13 protein-coding genes and 1 pseudogene are annotated in these 19027 nt (G+C 39.1%); 13 read left to right on the top strand and 1 reads right to left on the bottom strand.

Annotation, left to right across the window (positions count from 1 at the left end; translation table 11 throughout):
- The first annotated feature begins 49 nt into the window (after positions 1-49).
- The 3 genes from murC (at position 50) to MHH87_RS13070 (ending at position 2553) form a co-directional block, all read left to right on the top strand.
- Positions 50-1360 carry a UDP-N-acetylmuramate--L-alanine ligase gene (gene murC, locus MHH87_RS13080; protein WP_340749741.1) on the top strand — a complete coding sequence of 437 codons (1311 nt, stop codon included), beginning with the start codon at positions 50-52 and terminating at the stop codon, positions 1358-1360.
- A 176-nt stretch (positions 1361-1536) separates the two neighbouring features.
- Positions 1537-2022, top strand: coding sequence for a DUF948 domain-containing protein (locus MHH87_RS13075; protein WP_340749740.1), 486 nt, complete (start codon positions 1537-1539; stop codon positions 2020-2022).
- A gap of 21 nt (positions 2023-2043) precedes the next feature.
- Positions 2044-2553 (top strand): YtxH domain-containing protein, encoded by a 510-nt coding sequence (locus MHH87_RS13070; RefSeq protein ID WP_340749739.1) that lies wholly within the window; start codon positions 2044-2046, stop codon positions 2551-2553.
- Positions 2554-2914: 361 nt separating this feature from the next.
- Here the strand turns inward: MHH87_RS13070 and MHH87_RS13065 are convergent, their stop codons facing one another.
- Positions 2915-5071 carry a cell division protein FtsA gene (locus tag MHH87_RS13065; RefSeq protein WP_340749738.1) on the bottom strand — a complete coding sequence of 719 codons (2157 nt, stop codon included), beginning with the start codon at positions 5069-5071 and terminating at the stop codon, positions 2915-2917.
- 175 nt (positions 5072-5246) lie between these two features.
- Between MHH87_RS13065 and MHH87_RS13060 the strand changes: the two genes are divergently transcribed.
- From MHH87_RS13060 to MHH87_RS13015, 10 genes and pseudogenes are all read left to right on the top strand, one after another.
- Positions 5247-6332 (top strand): bifunctional 3-deoxy-7-phosphoheptulonate synthase/chorismate mutase, encoded by a 1086-nt coding sequence (locus tag MHH87_RS13060; RefSeq protein WP_340749737.1) that lies wholly within the window; start codon positions 5247-5249, stop codon positions 6330-6332.
- Between the two features lie 960 nt (positions 6333-7292).
- Complete coding sequence (locus MHH87_RS13055; protein ID WP_340749736.1) at positions 7293-7727, top strand: MarR family winged helix-turn-helix transcriptional regulator; 435 nt, start codon at positions 7293-7295, stop codon at positions 7725-7727.
- 227 nt (positions 7728-7954) lie between these two features.
- Positions 7955-8953 carry a catabolite control protein A gene (gene ccpA / locus MHH87_RS13050; protein WP_340749735.1) on the top strand — a complete coding sequence of 333 codons (999 nt, stop codon included), beginning with the start codon at positions 7955-7957 and terminating at the stop codon, positions 8951-8953.
- 100 nt (positions 8954-9053) lie between these two features.
- Positions 9054-10526 carry a TIGR02677 family protein gene (locus tag MHH87_RS13045; protein WP_340749734.1) on the top strand — a complete coding sequence of 491 codons (1473 nt, stop codon included), beginning with the start codon at positions 9054-9056 and terminating at the stop codon, positions 10524-10526.
- A gap of 9 nt (positions 10527-10535) precedes the next feature.
- Positions 10536-11699 (top strand): TIGR02678 family protein, encoded by a 1164-nt coding sequence (locus tag MHH87_RS13040; protein ID WP_340749733.1) that lies wholly within the window; start codon positions 10536-10538, stop codon positions 11697-11699.
- Entirely contained in the window at positions 11686-13095 is a 1410-nt protein-coding gene (locus MHH87_RS13035) for a hypothetical protein (protein ID WP_340749732.1), read from the top strand. Before MHH87_RS13040 ends, MHH87_RS13035 begins: the two co-directional genes overlap by 14 nt.
- 69 nt (positions 13096-13164) lie before the next feature.
- Positions 13165-15759, top strand: a complete 2595-nt coding sequence (locus MHH87_RS13030; RefSeq protein WP_340749731.1) for a TIGR02680 family protein — start codon at positions 13165-13167, stop codon at positions 15757-15759.
- A 12-nt stretch (positions 15760-15771) separates the two neighbouring features.
- Positions 15772-16809: a TIGR02679 domain-containing protein gene (locus tag MHH87_RS13025; RefSeq protein ID WP_340749730.1), complete on the top strand. Its 1038-nt coding sequence runs from the start codon at positions 15772-15774 to the stop codon at positions 16807-16809.
- Between the two features lie 272 nt (positions 16810-17081).
- Positions 17082-18542, top strand: coding sequence for an IS1182 family transposase (locus MHH87_RS13020; protein WP_340747541.1), 1461 nt, complete (start codon positions 17082-17084; stop codon positions 18540-18542).
- Positions 18543-18656: 114 nt separating this feature from the next.
- Positions 18657-18929 (top strand): annotated as a pseudogene (locus tag MHH87_RS13015) (DUF2399 domain-containing protein); the annotation flags it as partial.
- Between the last annotated feature and the right edge of the window lie 98 nt (positions 18930-19027).

Below are 19027 nucleotides of genomic sequence, written 5' to 3'. Positions count from 1 at the left end.
TATACTGATTATTCAATGGGGTCCTTGTATCCTAGGAGGTTTTAACAAAATGACATTTTATCATTTTACAGGCATTAAAGGCTCTGGTATGAGCTCACTTGCACAAATTCTTTTTGATTCTGGCGAAGAAGTGCAAGGCTCAGATGTAGGTACTTATTACTTTACGGAACAGCCTTTACGAGATAGAAATATTACGATCTTAAATTTTGATGAAAACAATATACAGCCGGGAATGACGGTTATTGCCGGCAATGCTTTTTCAGATGAGCACCCAGAGTTAGTACGTGCACGTGAACTTGGTGTAGAAATAATTCGTTACCATAAATTCCTAGGTGACTATATTAACCGCTACACGTCAATTGCAATTACTGGCGCACACGGTAAAACTTCGACAACAGGCTTAATGAGTCATGTAGTTGGGGGTTATATGCCAACTTCTTTCTTAATTGGTGATGGTACAGGTGCGGGTAAGTCAGACGCTTCTTATTTTGTCATGGAGGCATGTGAATATCGTCGCCATTTCTTAGCGTATCACCCGGATTATGCGATTATGACAAATATCGATTTTGATCATCCAGACTATTTTGCGAATATTGATGATGTTTATGATGCATTCCAGTCGCTTGCACTACAAGTTAAAAAAGCAATTATTGCATGTGGTGATGATGAGCAATTACAACGTATTCAAGCAAATGTACCGGTAGTCTATTACGGCTTCGGTTCAGAAAATGATTTTGCTGCGCGCAATATCGTGAAGACAACAGAAGGTACAGAGTTTGAAGTGTATGTACGTAATGAATTTTATAGTAAATTCTTCATTCCACTATTTGGTGATCATACAGTATTAAATTCACTGGCGGTTATTTCACTTTGTCATTATGAAGGCATTCCAGCGAACTTAATTCAGGAACGCTTAATGACTTATGGCGGTGTAAAAAGACGTTTTACAGAAACGAAAATTGGGAACAATGTATTAATAGATGATTACGCGCATCATCCGACAGAAATCGCTGCGACCCTTCAATCAGCACGTCAAAAGTACCCAACACGAGAAATTGTTGCAATTTTCCAACCACATACGTTTACACGTACGCAAGCATTCCTTCAACAATTTGCAGACAGCTTGGGTGAGGCGGATGCTACGTACTTATGTGATATTTTCGGTTCTGCACGTGAACAAATTGGCTCACTTTCCATTAATGACCTTAGCGCATTAATTAAAGGTAGCGAAGTTATTCAACCAGAAACGATTGCGAAATTGCAAAAACATACGGATGCTGTGTTCTTATTTATGGGAGCCGGTGACGTTCATAAATTCCAAGATGCTTTTGAACGCGTATTGAATGAGGAAACAGCTTAATCCGATTCGGGTTGGCTGTTTTTTCAGTCATTAAGAAAGCAAAACAATCTTGGAGCCATTAGTAAGGACATCATCTTGCCCTATTTTTGGTCGAGATGTGCCTTTCTAATAAAAAAAGAAGGATTGTATGCACTTTTGTCGAACTAAAAATATAACTACATGTAGGAGGTCATCAAATGGAAGTAGTACTTTATATCGCGGCACTCATCGCGGCAATCGGATTTTTAGTATTATGTGTAAGTATCGGTATGACACTATTCTCGCTTAAAAACACATTAAATAATATTGCGGGAACAGTAGCCGGTATTGAAGGGCAAATGGAAGGGATTACGCGTGAAACAACATCGCTTTTAACAAAAACGAATTCACTAGCGGATGATATCTCTCAAAAATCAGAGAAACTTAATTCGGTTGTTTATGCTGTCAAAGGCATTGGAGATTCTGTAAATGGTTTAAACGACTCTGTCCAAAATATTACTACATCCATTACAAAAGAGCTTAGCAAAAATGAAGAAAAAATTGCACAAGTTGTTCAGTGGAGCAACGTAGCAATGGGCATCGCGGATCAATGGCGCCATCGCAAGCCGCTAAACCCTGAAGATATGGAAATTTATGAGACGGGGCCAAAGTCGTCTAAATTTAATTTCTTAAAACGAAAATAATTTTTTGTGGGGGTAATGTCAATGTCTATAAAAGAAGCAGCTGTTGAAGAACTGCAAAAGCAGTTAGAAGTAGGTTTACCTCAAGAATTAACAGAACTGAACGATTCGATTTATGAGGAGGAGACTGTGCAAATGAAAGATTTTGTTATCGGGGCTTTAGTAGGCGGCATTGTAGGTGCGGCAGCAGGATTATTGCTAGCGCCTAAACCAGGAAAAGATTTGCGTGGAGATGTAGCTGTACAAGCCGTAACGCTAAAGGATAAAAGCGTAGAGCTTTCTTCAACTGCAAAGGAAAAAACAGTACAACTTTCGAGTCAGCTAAAAGAGCAATCGACTCAATTAGTAGATAAAGTGAAAGCGAAGACAGCAAAAGCTCCAACAGTGTTTGATGATGGCACTGTATCTTCAGAAGGTGAAGAACCATTAGAAGAAGTGGTAGATGCAGTGGAAGACGTGGTTACTGAGGCGACTGAAGGCATTAAAGCGGTTGCGGAACAAGCAACAGACGTATTAACAAGCGCAGAAGCGTAAGACATGACTAAATTTGCACGCCCTTCATCAATTTAAAAAAATTCGGCACCCATTATCGGGTACCGAATTTTTTTTGTTGGATAAGAAAGGATAACGTTCCCATCCATATGAGTAAGGACACCAACTCACCCTATTTTGGTCGAGTTGTGTCTTTCTAATTGTTAAGGAAATTATAAAATTTCGCATTTTGGAGAACATTAAAATAAATAAATGCAATGTCTAGGCGGAAGTGCCAGTCCCTCAAGGTCGCGGTCTGTCCTCGGGCGAAGGCAAAAAGCGCCTTCACCTTGGACTCTCCAGGGTTTGTCGTGGCTAAGCTGGCACTTTCACGCTTTTGTTCTTTCTAGGCATTCATATTTTTTTAAATGTTAGCAGGTTGTGCGGATAGTTGTATTTCCAATGTGTCGCCACCAAAAATTTCTGTGTCAAAGGTTGATGGTGCGCCGTTGCGTAAAATTGTAAAGTGTCCTTTAAAAGCAGTTGGTAGCTGCCAAGTAGAGAAACGGAAAACATCCTGATAAATCCACTTACTTTGATCTTTATCTATTAATTGAACGGTCGCGCCGTTTGGGATTGTTGCATAGCCTTGTACAACTGCTCCGTTCACAACAACTTCACGTGCGGTTTTTACTAGCTCGACACGCTCATTTTGGAAGGTCACGACAATCTTATCTTCAAGTAAGACGTTAAGGTGATTCGCTAGCATCGCCGCAGTAGGGTATGAACTTTGTGCAAATGTAATGGCATCTCCGTTTTGAATTGGATATTGAACTTTTCCAGGCTTGCCATTGATAAAAAGCTCAGAGGAAAACTCAGGCAAGTAAACGGGTTTTGCATCAATATGAATATAGTATGAGCGGAACTTTTCTAGCAGCTGTAAATTGTTCGTATGCTTAAATACTTCTTCCACGGTTTCTACGGTCTCCATTACGACAACATCACGGTCATTTAGCTCAGAATCAAGTGCAACGATCTTGCCATTTACAAATACTTTCGGCTCTACTATATACAAAGTATCACGGATTGAAATTGTTTTGACGGATGCACTGTCTACTATATCGCGTACGCTAACAGTTGCAGTAGTGCCATCTTTTCCTTCAATGAGCTCAATTGTATCACCGCTTTTAATAAGTGATTTCGTTGATGCCTCCTCGCCGTTCAGTAAAATACTTGCAGGTTGGCCATGCTCTCCTGGAATTAATATATCTTGGCCGTTTACAGTAATCGATAGACCGTGACCTGGTTTGCCGTATAATTGCTTCGCGCGAATATTCGCAGCGAGGAAAGCATCCGCTACCGTCATTTCTTTTAGCTCAAACAAGCGAATAATTTGTTTATTTACTGTAATGGACATGTACGGAATGGGTGCTTTTTTTGCCGCAATGGCAATGCCAATCGGTGTTACTAGTTCTGGTGTAGCAACGATCGATTCATCACGTGTTAAGTTTTGAATCGCATCAATGCCACGTACGGCTACGCGGTTCGCCGGTAAATTTAACATTTTTCCAAGCTCGTCCGTTAAATGAGGTGTCAAGCTACCTCCACCAACGAGCATAACCGCTTTCGGTGCTTGTCCACTATTTAAACGTAATATCTCTTCACCAATGGATGTTGCTAAATTTTCAATCGCAGGATAGATGGCTTGCAGTACTTCCTCGCGTGGGAAATACTGATCAAATCCTAAAATATCCTGAATTAAAATTTGCTCTTCTTTATGCATTTGACGTTTGGCCAGCTCAGCAATAGGGAAGTCTAATAAATAATAATCGCTTAGCGCCTCAGTAATTTCATCGCCCGCAGTTGGCACCATCCCGTAAGCTACGACTGTGCTCTTATCGGTGATTGCAATATCTGATGTACCGGCGCCAATATCGACAAGCGCTACATTCAAACGGCGCATTGTTGGTGGGATGAGGACATTTATGGCTGCGATTGGCTCGAGTGTTAATGCTTCCATTTCTAAATCAGCTCGTTTAAGTGCTGCGAGGAGCGATTCGACAACTACACGTGGAAGGAAGGTTGCAATGACTTCAATTGCTGCCTCATCGCCCTGTTGGTCAAGAAGACTGCCAATTTCCTCACCGTCTAGACGGTAAAACAGTACCGAGTAGCCTACGCAGTAATAATGGCTCGTTTTGGCGTCTTCCTTATGTTGCAGGAGCTGCTGCTGTGCTGTCTGAACTGCTTGTAATTCTAAGCGGCTAATGTCTTCTTCCGTGAAAATTGGACGATTTTTAATCGGAATTGTGATGCTTGCTTGTTCTGTTTTTAAGGCACGTCCAGCTGCAGCAACGCTAACCTTTGTTAATGGACCGTGCTTCATTTCAAGTTCTGTTTTAATTTCATTAATTAACTGCGCAACAAACAGTACATTATGTATTTGGCCATCAACCATTGCACGTTCCTTATGTTCCTTCACTAAAATATCTGCAACGTGATAATGGTCGTTATTTTCTTCTAAAATTATGCCAACAACTGAACGTGTACCTATATCCAAAGCGAAAAGTTTAGAGCTCATTTGTAAACGCTTCCTTTCTAATAATATTAAAAATCACTTTAGCGAGTTGAAGCGCTAAATTAAAAACACGTGACATTCTTGAAGTAGTTGATTATAATGAAGTTATTATTTTAAAATGTATCACACATTACAGTTAACTGAAAGAGCGTGGTACAAGGAAGAGGGGAAACGAAACATGAGTCAACAAGATTTAGAAAGCTTACGTAGTCAGATTGATGGACTAAACTTAGAAATTTTACGTTTAGTAAATGAACGTGCAACAGTTGTAGAAGAAATTGGTAAAATTAAAGAAAAACAAGGAGTGCTTCGTTACGATCCTCTACGTGAGCGCCATATGCTTGATTTATTAAAAGCGAATAATAACGGACCATTAAACCAAATGACGGTTGATTATATTTTTAAACAAATTTTCAAAACAGCATTAAAGCAGCTAGAGGCTGAACAGAAAAAAGAATTACTTGTTTCACGTAAAGAAAAGTCAGAAGATACTGTCATTAATATTAATGGCGAATTAATTGGTGCTGGCGATCCTTCATTCGTATTCGGGCCATGTGCAGTTGAGTCATATGAGCAAGTGGCAGCTGTTGCACAAACAATCAAAGATAAAGGGTTAAAAATGATCCGTGGTGGAGCTTTCAAGCCACGTACTTCACCTTATGACTTCCAAGGTCTTGGCCTAGAAGGTCTTAAAATTTTAAAACAAGTATCACAAGAGTACGGCTTAGCAACAATTACTGAAATCGTTACACCAGCGGACCTAGATGTAGCGCTAGATTACATCGACGTAATCCAAATCGGTGCACGTAATATGCAAAACTTCGAATTATTAAAAGCTGCAGGGGCAACGAACAAACCAGTTCTATTAAAACGTGGTTTAGCTGCGACAATTGAAGAATTCATTCATGCAGCAGAGTATATTATGTCTAAAGGGAATACAAACATTATTCTTTGCGAACGTGGTATTCGTACTTATGAAAAAGCAACGCGTAACACATTAGATATTTCAGCTGTGCCAATTCTTAAACAAGAAACACATTTACCAGTATTTGTTGATGTAACGCACTCTACTGGTCGTCGTGATTTATTATTACCATGTTCAAAAGCAGCAATCGCGATTGGTGCAGATGGTGTAATGGCTGAGGTGCATCCAGATCCATCTGTAGCACTTTCAGATTCACAGCAACAAATGGATATTCCAACTTTCAATGCATACTACGAAGAACTTCAAAAATTCATGAAGAAATACGAAGTACGCGTTTAATAAGATGAACAAATTACCCCCAAATTGTTTAAAGCAATTTGGGGGTAATTCTTTTAGTTTATTGTTTAATGGTTTGATTTTAAATTATCTGTAGATCAACAAAAAAGGGGGGATGTTTAGTTGAAGAAATGACAAGATAAAGTCGTGATTCTTACAGACGGTGTTAGCAGTTTCGGTAGCGTTATCACTAAGTCGATGGTTAAAGTAGGTGCTATCGTTGTGATCGTTGGTGTAAATGAATAAAATGGTATATAGCGTTAAGCGGGATTATGAACAATTTTGCCAAAATCATTGTTTATCCTAGCAAACTGAATAAATCATGCGAATTGATACAAAATCGTGGATATGGTTATAGAAAAGTGTGGTAAATTTAAAGTGCTAGTAAATAATGTACATGCAACACTTCAAGCGAAATTTGAAAAATATCAAAGGAAGACATGAATCTATTAGTCGATACAGGCATTTATCCAACAATCTAATTAATGCAAGCAGCATACCTTCATCTTAAAACGCCAAAAGGAAAGGTTATTAACTTTGCATCAGGTGTTGATTTAAATGATCCCGAAACAAAAAATTCATACGTAGCAAGGGCACTGAAAAACCCCGAAGCAGTATTTTTTCATAGTATTTTTATGCTTCTGTTTTATTTTATTCAGAAAGCATTGGTGCGGCGGCGCTAGACTCCTGCGGGAAAAGCGGTACAGGTGAGACCCCGCAGGAGCGTAGCGACGAGGAGGCTCGCCACCGCCCGCGGAAAGCGAGTGCCAGAGCACCAATGACCTATCGCTATTAAGCACATACTTATTAGAATTTTCAGTAGAGATTAACTTTTTCAGTGCGCTCATACGTAGCAGCAGTGTTTTTAGCTAGCGAAGATTCACAATACATTACAGGACAAACAATCATGGTTGACAGGGTAGCTCTCAATTACGATAATGTCCTAAAAAGGATCGATTTATAATGGAAAAAAAGAGTATTTTTCAATTGATTCATATGATTGAACAAGTGAGGAATGAAAATATTGTCCGCTTTACAAGAGAATTTCCATATCCGGTTAGTATCTCGCCAATTTTAGTATTAGGTGAATTACGGGCGAAAGGTCCACGCAAGCAAGTGGATTTAGCAGAAGTAATTGGATATACAAAAGGTGCAATGACGAATATCGCCACTAAGTTAGTTGATTTAGGGCTTGCTGAACGTCTTTATGATGACAATGATCGCCGTACAATTCACTTACAAATTACGCCAAAAGGTATTGAAGCCTTAAAAGAGGCCCAAAAAATTGGTGAGAAATTGTATATAGAGCTATTTGAAGTATTTGATGATGAGGAACTTAAACAGTATATAAACTTGCAGAAAAAGCTTATTGCAAATATGAAAAATAAGAAATTATAGTTTTAATCTACGTGCACAACATCAAAGGCACGAAAGGATTGAGTTGCAATGGAATTGTTTTTTTAATAGGAGTAATCATGAACTATAAGTCGCTGAGATGACGCATGATATTAATAAATCCGACATATTTAGTCGATATTCAATTATTCCTTCTGATTATTATTGAAAATAGAAATGAAAGTATTATATGATGGGAATAAGAATGGATGTAAAGGAGGGAGATTCCTTTGACTGTCACGATTTATGATGTTGCACGTGAAGCAAATGTTTCGATGGCGACTGTATCACGAGTTGTAAACGGCAACCAAAATGTGAAGCCAGCAACACGCAAAAAAGTGCTTGAAGTAATTGAACGATTAGAGTATAGACCAAATGCAGTAGCGCGTGGTTTAGCGAGTAAGAAAACAACGTCAGTAGGGGTTATCATCCCAGATATTTCAAATAATTTATATGCGGAGCTTGCGCGCGGTATTGAAGATATTGCGACAATGTACCGCTATAATATCATTTTAGCGAACTCTGACCAAAATGAAGAAAAAGAATTAACCCTTTTAGATACGATGCTTGGCAAGCAAGTAGATGGCATTGTGATGATGAGTGATGAAGTTACTCCACGTATTCAGCAGGCTATTGAACATTCACCGGTACCAATTGTGCTAGCGGGATCTATTGCTGCATCTGAAATAATTGCAACTGTCAATATTGATTATCAGCAAGCAGCGTACGAGGGGATTCAGCTTTTACTAACTAATGGTCATGAGCGAATTGCCTTTGTTTCTGGGCCATTACAATATACTGTAAACGGTGAATACAAATTACAGGCATACAAAAAGGCGTTAGAAAATGCAGGTATCGCTATTGATGAAGCATTAATCGTTGCCGATAACAGCTCATATGACAGCGGTCTTGCGGCATGGGAAACGCTAAGTACATTAGAATACCCACCAACTGCTATTTTCGCAGGTAATGATGAACTCGCAATTGGTTTAATTCACGGGATACAGGATAGCGGAAAAACAGTTCCAGGGGATGTGGAAGTCATCAGCTTTGAAAACTCGAAGCTGGCACGCATGGTGCGCCCGCAACTAACAAGTATTGTCCTTCCCTTATATGATATCGGTGCTGTAGCAATGCGATTATTAACGAAATATATGAATAAAGAAGAAGTCGACGAGCAGACGGTGATATTGCCTCACCGTATTGAAGTGCGTGATTCGACGGAATAATATGTAGGTTATCTGTAAAGTATGTATTGTACTTTTAGATAGCCTTTTATTTTGAACATATTAAACATTTCGAAAGAACATTTAACTTTGGAGGGATTCCATGGAGCATCCGATGAGAAAGATTATAGAGGCAAGCTATTTAACTGCAGAATCTGCCCCTCAATATCGAACAATTTTACGCTATTGTTACAGTCAGCATGAACGGATGCGTGATTTTATAACACCAGAGGAAATCCTCTCTTATCTGCGCTCAATGCCCTCGTTTACCCTTTATGAGGAGGAACAGCTACATCAGCAACTAGCGCAACTCGTAAAGTGGAATAATTTATCGGCAAGACAGGATATGACGAATGCAAAAACAATTGAGGAATATAAAAAGAAGCGATTCCGCTATCAGCCAACGCCATATACGATTGAAATTGAACGGATGTTAGTAGAGTTAGAGCGTAAAGTAGATGATACGTTTCAGGGCTCTCTTGAAAAAACGCAATTTGATCGCTTGTTCACAGCCTTATTAAAGCTTGTGCAGATGGGTGAGGAGGTTTCACCTGAAGAAGCAACACGTATTTGGGAGGATGTCCTGCAATATTTTAAGTTGATTCGTACGAGTACAGCCGATTATATTGCGTACATAAATAGTGAAAAAACAGATCAGCGAATGCAAACGGAAGCCTTTCTCGTATATAAAAATCAATTCACAAATTATTTACGTGATTTTATCGTGTCACTTCAAAAGACTTCTTTGCAGATTATTGATGTCCTGCAAACATTGTCGTTAGCAAAGTTACAGCCTCTGTTCGCTAAGCTTATTACACATAGGAAAAGTGCACCACGCTTAGAAGAGCTTGTTGCTACTGAAGAAGAATGGCGTACTGAATACGAAGAATACTGGAAAACTATTCAACGCTGGTTTATCGGTACGACTGCACAAAAAAGTGAGTTTGACGTATTGCAATGGCAAACGAATGAAATGATTCGTCGTATAACACGTTATGTACAGCGTATTGGCGAACGCCAGCTTCATTTTAAAAGTCGTAAAAATGATTATTTGCATTTATCGAAATGGTTTAGCCGTTGTGAAACACTTCAACAAGCACACGAGCTTTCATCTATTGTATTTGGAGCTATGTCTGTACAACATTTACAAGTGGATACTTATACGACGGACAATTTCTATGTTGATACATGGGAAGAACAGCCCGTTTATGTAGAAATTAAACCAAGGACAAATCGTTACCGAGAAAAGACGAAGGCAAGTGCGATGCGTCTAAATACTGAACAAAAGCGACAGCAGCAGGAGGCTTATTTGGCAGAGCGCGATAAGGAACGTGCATTGTTGTTGCGATATATTAAGGAGGATCAAATTCAGCTTTCTACATTAAATGAAGTAGAACCGTATATACGGAAATTGCTACTAAGCTGGATTGCCAAAGCAAGGGCTAGTAAAACAAATAAAGTAAAAACAGATTACGGCATGACGGTAAAGGTAACGGTTCTAGAAGAGTGGATTACATTACATGCCCTAGATGGGACGTTACAAATGCCTGATGTGCTTTTTGAGTTTGAAGCGTGAGGTGAGCGAATGGCTGAAGAACTATTATTCGATGAAAAGGCTGTACAAGGACTAGATTATTTATTGCAATATTATTGGATTTTACGTGAAGAACAACCTGACATATATAGAATTGTGCGTGAGCGTGAGAAAGTGCTACGTCGTTATATAGATGAAAAATTCGGAATGCGATTAATTGTCCATCAGCATTTTATAAAGTTAGAGAAGATTCCAGTTATGGCTGAAAGTTGGATGGGCATTAAGCAGTTCTCAGAAACGATGGACTATACTGTTTTTTGCTGTGCACTCGGATTTTTAGAGAGTAAGTCAGTGGACGAACAGTTTTTATTATCTGAGGCATGTGAGGAAATTCGTTTAGATTGTCCGGAAGAGTTGGAAATTGATTGGACGCTGTTTAGTCATAGAAAAACACTTATCCGTGTAATGAAGACGTTACTAGATTTCAGTCTAATTCGTACGATTGATGGGGATTTGAATCGGTTTGATCATAACGACCAGGAAGAAGTTTTATACGAGGCGACGATTTATAGCCGTTATTTTATGCGTACATATCCAGATGATTTTACGAGCTACACACATTGGGAGCAGCTGCTACAAGAGGATTTGAAGTTTACTACAGATGATGAACGCCGAAAACGTGTTTATCGTCGGTTGTTTATGTCTCCAGGTATGCACCGGGTAAGTCAGAACGATCCGGATTTTTTATATATTCGAAATTTCCGTAATCGTTTAAGTGATGATATTGAAAAGCATAGTGAATATAAGTTACATGTCTTCAAAAATGTTGCATTGTTATCTCATACGGATACGAAGCAGCATCATCAACAATTTCCAAATACAAAGGCTGTATCCGATCTAATATTACAGCTTTCACACTATATCCATACGCATAGCGAGCGTTATCAAATACGAGAAAATGGGGAAATCATTTTAACAGAAAGCCAGTTCAATCAGATTGTGGATGATTTAAAACAACAGTTCGGTCTAGGGTGGTCGAAATATTTTCGTGATAAATCAACAAATGCAATTCGTATTGAGCTAGTCGGCGCATTAGAAGAATGGATAATGGCAGAATGCGATGATACTTTTATAAAAATTAAGCCCCTATTAGGCGTACTGGCGGGCAGTTATCCAAATGATTATGAAGGAGGTACACTTGATGAATCCAAATAAATGGGTGATGAATCGGGCAGGATTACTTAATTTTTGGTATTACGACGAGGAAATTTTTCATTTTGAAGATGGCAAGCTATTGTTACGTGGAACGAATGGGTCAGGGAAATCAGTTACCATGCAAAGCTTTATTCCTGTACTTTTAGATGGTCGAAAATCTCCGGACCGACTCGATCCTTTTGGCTCCAAGGCGAGAAGAATGGAAGATTACTTATTAGGAGAAAAGGAAATTGTCGATCGGGAAGAACGGACAGGCTATCTTTTTATTGAATATAAAAAGCAAGGGGCAGAACAATACATTACAACTGGTATTGGCATGCAGGCAAGACGCAATAAAGGGTTAAAGTCCTGGTATTTCGTTATTACGGATAACCGTCGAATTCATATGGATTTTGAGCTTGCGCATAAAACAGGTGATGAGCCGGTACCATTATCTGCAAAGGAACTCGAGAATCGAATTGCAACAGGAGGTCATGTTGTTCATTCACAACGAGAATATTTAGAATTAGTAAATAAATATGTATTTGGCTTTGAGTCCACAGAAGCCTATGAAGATTTAATCAAGCTACTAATTCAGCTACGCAGCCCGAAGCTCTCAAAGGACTTTAAGCCGACCGTCATTTATGAAATTTTAGAATCGGCATTGCCTCCACTTTCAGATGAGGAGCTACGTCATTTATCGGAAACAATCGAAAGTATGGATCAAACACAACAGCAATTAGATCAGCTTGAACGCGAATTTACAGCCAATGAAAAGCTGATGAAGCAGTATGACCCGTACAACCACTATATGCTAGCCGAGCGTGCAGAAAAAGTAGCGCAGGCTCAAGCAAAGCTAGAGAATGTTACGAATGAGAACGAACGCTTAATAACAGAGGCGCATCAGTTGCAGCAACTAATTGAGCAACTTAAATTAGACCAGAAGCAATACTATATCGAAAAAGGGGTTGCGGAGGAAGAAGAGCAATCCTTGCAGAACCATGAAGTTTGGCGATTGCAGAAGGATTTAACAACACAGACGGAAGAATTATTAAAGAAAGAACAACAGCTACAAAATTACTCAGACAAAGTAGAAGAGCAAAAGAAAAAGCATCGTCATGCGGTAGATGAAGACAGAGAGCTACAGGATGATCTATATACGTTTCAGAAAAAACAGCAGGAACAGCTCGATATAATGGGTGATGACGCGGAAGAATCGGCTTTCATTCAGCATGCGATTAACAAAGAGGATTCGCAAAAACCAAGAGCTACACCATTTGACTTCACACTATGGGAGAAGGAAGCGAAGGGGCATTTAGATTACCTGCGCCAAGTAGAAAAGTTAGTTGAAAAAGAACAACTATACCACGACGAATATAAAGAATTTGAGCATAATTCATCTGCAAAGCGTCAGTAAATCGATATACTACAAAAAGAACTTGAACAGTGTAGACGCTGGTTTGACGAAGAGCAGCAAAAGCTAGAAGTGGACATTTTTCAGTGGATTGATCAGCACCCCCTACTGCCCTTTACTGCCGAGCAGAGACAACAAATAGCCCGTGCAATTCATGGTTTGTATGATGAAAATCGATTTGATAAGGTACGTACCCTTTTAGATGAAGTGATTAGTCACTACCGGGGAAGCATTTTAGCGTCGATTGAGTTAGAAAAACATGTGAAAACAGATAAAGAGCATCTGTTGAAAGAGCTACATGAACATCTTATCAGTTTGAAATCAGAAAAAATGATTGAGCCGGAAAGAGCACTAGGTACAATAGCGTTTCGTGAAAAGCTAGCGCAACAAAATATTCCAATGGTTCCGTTCTATGCGGTGGTTGAATTTCAAGCGCATGTGACAGAGCAGCAAAAGGAACGTCTAGAGGCGGCTTTAGCTAAAGTAGGGATTTTAGATAGCCTTCTCACATTGGATGCGATCAAGTTGCAAGAAGATGCAGTGATTCGTCCGCAGCCGCAGTTACTTGGCTATACACTTGCTGATTTTTTACAGCCAGATATGGATGGAAATAGCGGTATTTCAAGCGTAGTAGTGGACGAAGTGTTACGAAGCATCCCGATTAGTAACGAAGGAGAGATGTTTTCAATTGATGAGCAGGGCCATTACACAATTGGTTGCTTAGTAGGTCATGCGCCATATGACGGTCCATCAAAGTTTATCGGTAGAACATCAAGAAAACGTTATCAACAGGAGAAAATTCAGGAAACCGAGCAACGCATCACTATGTGTAAGAATGAGCTCATGCTACTGGAGCAAAAAATTGAGTCGCTACATGAACAGCTCATTCAAGTTCAAGCATGGCTAGAAACGCTTCCGAGTGACAAGCACTTACAAGATCTCCAGGACGAAATTTCAAGTAAACAGCTTCTACTTGAGAGTGAAAAGAAGGAGCAGGATAAAATTGATGAGACGTGGAAGAAAACAAGAAATGAATTAATGAAATTACGCCAACAATTAAGAGAAATCAGTGGGCAATTAAATAAAGCTTTAACAAAGGAAGTGTTAGAGCAAGCGATTCAAGCGATGGATGCTTATCGTAGTGGACTGAGTCAGTTTATAGTGTGGCATGTGGAAATTCGTAATGTAAATCAACGCATAAAAGATGTTCAACTAAGGCTAGATGAAATCGATGAAAATATTGAAGAATACCATAATGAATGCATTGATTGTGAACAAGCCATTAGTGAAAGTAAAGCGAAAATAAAGTCGATTGAGCAACAATTACAATTAGAGGGCATTGAACAAATCCGCCAACGCATTGAAACAGTTCAGACACAATTAAAGGAACTAAATAACCTAATTTATAATGTTCATAACGAACTTCCACAAGCACAGCAAAATTTAAGAACGAATGAGCAGAATATAGAGCAAACTAAAAAAGAAGTAATGTTTTGGCAACAGCTAAGCTCACAATGGCAACAGGCACTTGCTTTTGAGCTAGAACTAGGTTTTATTCCATTAGAACAAAATGATGCGGTAGCAATTTCGGCGCAGTTCAAACCTATTTTACAAAAATATGAGCGATCTAAGCTACTCGAGCAATTATCAAAAAGCTTTTTAACTGAGCAGGCATATTTAACAGAATACCGAATGATGGATTTCACAGAAGATGTAGACAAGCTACCAGAATTAGTAGAAGTAGCAGATGATACATTTAAGCTTTTTGTGAATGAGTTTGATCAGAAGCGAGGTCGCCGCATTATCCAAATGGAGTACCGTGGTCAGCGAGTGAGTCCGTATTATCTTCATAAAGTACTAAATGAAGAATTGATAAAAAGTAGGCATTTACTGGATGAGCAGGACCGAGAGCTCTATGAAGATATTATTGTAAACTCAGTCGGTACAATATTACGTCGTCGGATTGAACGTGCGGGGCAATGGGTAAAGGAAATGGATCAAATTATGGCAAGTCGTGATAATTCTTCAGGTCTACTTTTTTCAATTAGTTGGAAACCGTTAACTGCTGAGACTGAGGATGAACTTGATACTAGAGAGCTGATTCAATTGCTACAGCGCAATAGTAAATTTTTAAATGAAGAGGATTTAAATAAAATAACGAAGCATTTCCGTTCGCGTATTGAGCGGGCGAAGGAGCTTATTTCATTGCGAAATGAAGGTGTCTCACTCCATCAAGTATTAAAAGAAGTATTGGACTACCGGAAATGGTTTACTTTCATACTGTCATTTAGTCGAGTAAATGAGAAAAAACGGGAACTCACAAATAATGCGTTTTTCCGTTTTAGTGGCGGTGAAAAAGCGATGGCGATGTATATTCCGCTCTTTACGGCCGCTTATTCTCGCTACAAAGAGGCGCATGATATGGCACCGTATATTATTTCATTAGATGAAGCATTTGCAGGGGTAGATGAACAAAACATTCGAGATATGTTTGAGGTAGTGGAGCAGCTCGGCTTTAATTATATTATGAACTCACAAGCATTGTGGGGAGATTATGATACGGTGCCAAGTTTATCGATTGCAGAAATTGTACGTCCGAAAAATGCAGATTTTGTTACCGTAATTCCGTATAAATGGAACGGAAAACAGCGCATGTTGAGTATATAAGGAGGCCATCGTGTGAGCAGTACACAAATTTTCAAGTCGGATCTGGCCTTCATCAAGCTATTTCAACTTTTTAAGCAAAAATATCGTTCTCTTGCACGGATGAGTGGCACCGTTTCGATAATAGACTTCCCTAGTAGTGAAATTGAATCGATTGCGAGCTTTTTAGGTGTTTCTTCCCATGCTTTAGCTCGTAAAGGCATTGTCTCGTTAAATAGCTTTGAACAACAACTCGCACAGTCTTCATTTTCCTCCTATTCATTACTTGAACTAGTGGAAGATGTGTTGGGCGAGCGTCTACAAACAAAGAAAGACGAGCAGGAAATGCTTCAACTAACGAAGCAAGCATTTTTGAATCGTATATACGATGCGATGCCTGAAGGAGGTTGGTGGGTAACGCATATTAAACTAGGTATGCCGGATAGCAGGTTTATTTGGGCTTATTTTAAAGAAGATGCAGAGCAAGCATTTCACACCATCCTATTAGTTTATAATGCGTTCTGTCAGCGTGGAAGAAATGGCTATGAGCGCTTACCATTTTTCGCTCAGCGTACGACTGGGAACCCGCATGCTTTCGATTTAAATACGCATCAAGGGAAGTTATTGCTACACATTATGTATACGTATTCTAACAGTGTATTAAATCGTGAGCTTTCCTTTCCGAAAACAACTGAGGAGCGCAATACTTTATTAGAGGAATTCGGGATTTTGCGGGATGACTTATGGAATTTTGTAACGTGTTCTGGTTTGCTAGCGATCCATCACGAAAAACTACATCCGGTATGGGAGGCATCGAACAATGAGCAAGCTGCATTAAATATGCCGATGAAGGAATTATTAAAAGTTCAAAAAGTTTTCCCTGCTCAGGGTAATAAAGTTTGGATTGTTGAAAATTCAAGTGTAGCCTCTGAATTAATGGATGCATGTCCGAATGCTGCAATAATCTGTACACATGGGCAATTAAGAATGGCAGCCTGGTATTTGTTAGATTTATTAATAGAGCAAGGCTGCCGGTTATTTTATGAGGGCACTGAAAAAGTCCTTCAGCTATAAGTAAGAGCGTCCAAGAACGGAAATTCGTTACTGGACGCTTTTTTTCTTCGATGCCGTTGATTTCCATTCCGGCGGACGCTTTTCGCGGGCACGGCTCCAGCCTTCTCCCTCGCTTCGCTCAGTCCGGGTGCTTCCGCTCGTGCTGTTCCCGCAGAAGTCGCCGCCTCCATTCCAATCAACTGGAACTACTTTCATCACAAGAAGGGCTCTTCCCTCGTATAATCGCACACATTTCTTGTATAATTAAAGTACTAATAAAAGGTGGTGCGACCATGATTTCTAAACAGGAAACATTCAATTTGAGCCCGTACATGGCGTTGTACGATTTAATTATCCCAAAGGACAATATGCTTCGCCAAATTAATGAACTTGTGGATTTCTCATTTATTCTAGACGAACTAAAATCGAAATACTGTTTAGATAATGGCCGTAACGCGATTCCACCGATTCGTATGTTTAAATATTTACTATTAAAAGTGATTCATGATCTATCGGATGCCGACCTTGTCGAGCGTTCAAAATACGATATGTCCTTTAAATATTTTTTAGAGATGGCACCAGAAGATGATGTAATCGATTCAAGTTCACTGACAAAATTCCGTCGACTTCGTCTCCAAGATGTGAATTTAATAGATTTACTGATTCAGAAAACAGTTGAAATTGCCTTAGAAAAAGGGCTACTACTAAGTAAAATGGTCATCGTTGACGCTACCCATACAAAGGCTCGTTATAATCAAAAATCGCCAAAAGAATTTTTACAGGAAAAATCTAAAAATGTACGTAAAGCCGTGTATCAACTCGACGAAAACATGGTTGGAAAATTCCCTGAGAAGCCTACGTCAAATGAAGTCACAGAAGAATTAGATTACTGTCGTCAAGTAGTTGAAGTGGTGGAAACGCAATCAAAGGTTGCACAAATCCCGGCTGTGAAAGAAAAATTAAATGTTTTAAAAGAAGTGATTGATGATTATGAGAATCAGTTAAGCTATTCAAATGATCCCGATGCGCGGGTTGGACATAAGTCGGCTGACTCGGCTTTCTTTGGTTTCAAAACGCATATTGCGATGAGTGATGAACGAATTATTACGGCTGCGGTTGTGACAACAGGTGAAAAAAGTGATGGTCATTATCTTCAAGAACTAGTTGAAAAAAGTAAAGAGGCAGGTATGGAAATTGAAACGGTGATTGGTGACGCCGCTTATTCTGCGAAAGATAACTTACAATATGCTAAATCAAAAGAGCTCCAATTAATTTCAAAGTTAAATTCAGTCATTACAAACGGTAGCGGACAACGAAAAATCGAATTTGATTACAATAAAGATGCTGGTATGTTTGTCTGTCCAGCTGGGCATCTAGCTATTCGAAAGGCACTTTCTAAGAATAAAAATAAGAATAAAAATCCGAAAATGGCATTTTATTTTGATATTGAAAAATGTAAAGTCTGCCAGATGCGTGAGGGCTGTTATAAGGATGAGGCAAAAAGTAAAACCTATAATGTGACCATTAAATCAATTGAACATGAAGAACAAGCTGCTTTCCAAGAAACTGATGCATTTAAACAGCTTGCGAAAAACCGTTATAAAATAGAGGCGAAAAATAGTGAATTAAAAAATCCGCATGGCTATAAAACAGCCATATCAGCGGGTTTATTTGGCATGCAAATCCAAGGTGCCACAACGATATTTGCGGTGAATCTCAAACGAATATTGAAACTGCTAAATGAAAAAGTGTAAGTAATAGACAAAGAAATAAGGCACTTTCCGTTCGATTCGAACAGAAAGTGCCTTATTCTTATTTGAAAAACGAAACCATCATAAAAAACGTAAGTTTTTCAGTGCCCTCTATTTTATTCGGGGGACATCGATCCAGAAGGAATCCTCATTGCGGATAAATTAATTCAACGCTACGGAAAACACATATCATTATGGCGAATGGATGAGCAGATGTATGAAATAGGAAAATCGGAAGAAGATATCACCAAGCGACTTGCAAAGCTAAAAGGTGTTTCTTCGCCTTTATTCACAAAACAGATTGAACAACTGGAAAAGCATCGAAAAGCTGCGTATCAAGAAGCATGGATGACGATATTGGTGGATGATATTTGTAAGCATATAGAATAACAAGGTGGTCTCGAATAGTTTTTTCGAGACCACCTTGTTTTTAGTAATATCGCTCATAAAAATTCCTATCGAAGTTTTCTGTTAACTGGGCATAGATC

The sequence above is a fragment of the Solibacillus sp. FSL H8-0538 genome (assembly GCF_038003525.1).
In the GTDB taxonomy this organism is placed as follows: domain Bacteria; phylum Bacillota; class Bacilli; order Bacillales_A; family Planococcaceae; genus JBBOPI01.
This window is presented reverse-complemented; position numbering and strand designations above follow the sequence as displayed.

Excerpts from the sequence above, each read along its gene's own strand:
- murC (WP_340749741.1), top strand. The coding sequence starts at position 50 with ATGACATTTTATCATTTTACAGGCATTAAAGGCTCTGGTATGAGCTCA.
- MHH87_RS13075 (WP_340749740.1), top strand. The coding sequence starts at position 1,537 with ATGGAAGTAGTACTTTATATCGCGGCACTCATCGCGGCAATCGGATTT.
- MHH87_RS13070 (WP_340749739.1), top strand. The coding sequence starts at position 2,044 with ATGTCTATAAAAGAAGCAGCTGTTGAAGAACTGCAAAAGCAGTTAGAA.
- MHH87_RS13065 (WP_340749738.1), bottom strand. The coding sequence starts at position 5,071 with ATGAGCTCTAAACTTTTCGCTTTGGATATAGGTACACGTTCAGTTGTT.
- MHH87_RS13060 (WP_340749737.1), top strand. The coding sequence starts at position 5,247 with ATGAGTCAACAAGATTTAGAAAGCTTACGTAGTCAGATTGATGGACTA.
- MHH87_RS13055 (WP_340749736.1), top strand. The coding sequence starts at position 7,293 with ATGGAAAAAAAGAGTATTTTTCAATTGATTCATATGATTGAACAAGTG.
- MHH87_RS13045 (WP_340749734.1), top strand. The coding sequence starts at position 9,054 with ATGGAGCATCCGATGAGAAAGATTATAGAGGCAAGCTATTTAACTGCA.
- MHH87_RS13040 (WP_340749733.1), top strand. The coding sequence starts at position 10,536 with ATGGCTGAAGAACTATTATTCGATGAAAAGGCTGTACAAGGACTAGAT.
- MHH87_RS13035 (WP_340749732.1), top strand. The coding sequence starts at position 11,686 with ATGAATCCAAATAAATGGGTGATGAATCGGGCAGGATTACTTAATTTT.
- MHH87_RS13020 (WP_340747541.1), top strand. The coding sequence starts at position 17,082 with ATGATTTCTAAACAGGAAACATTCAATTTGAGCCCGTACATGGCGTTG.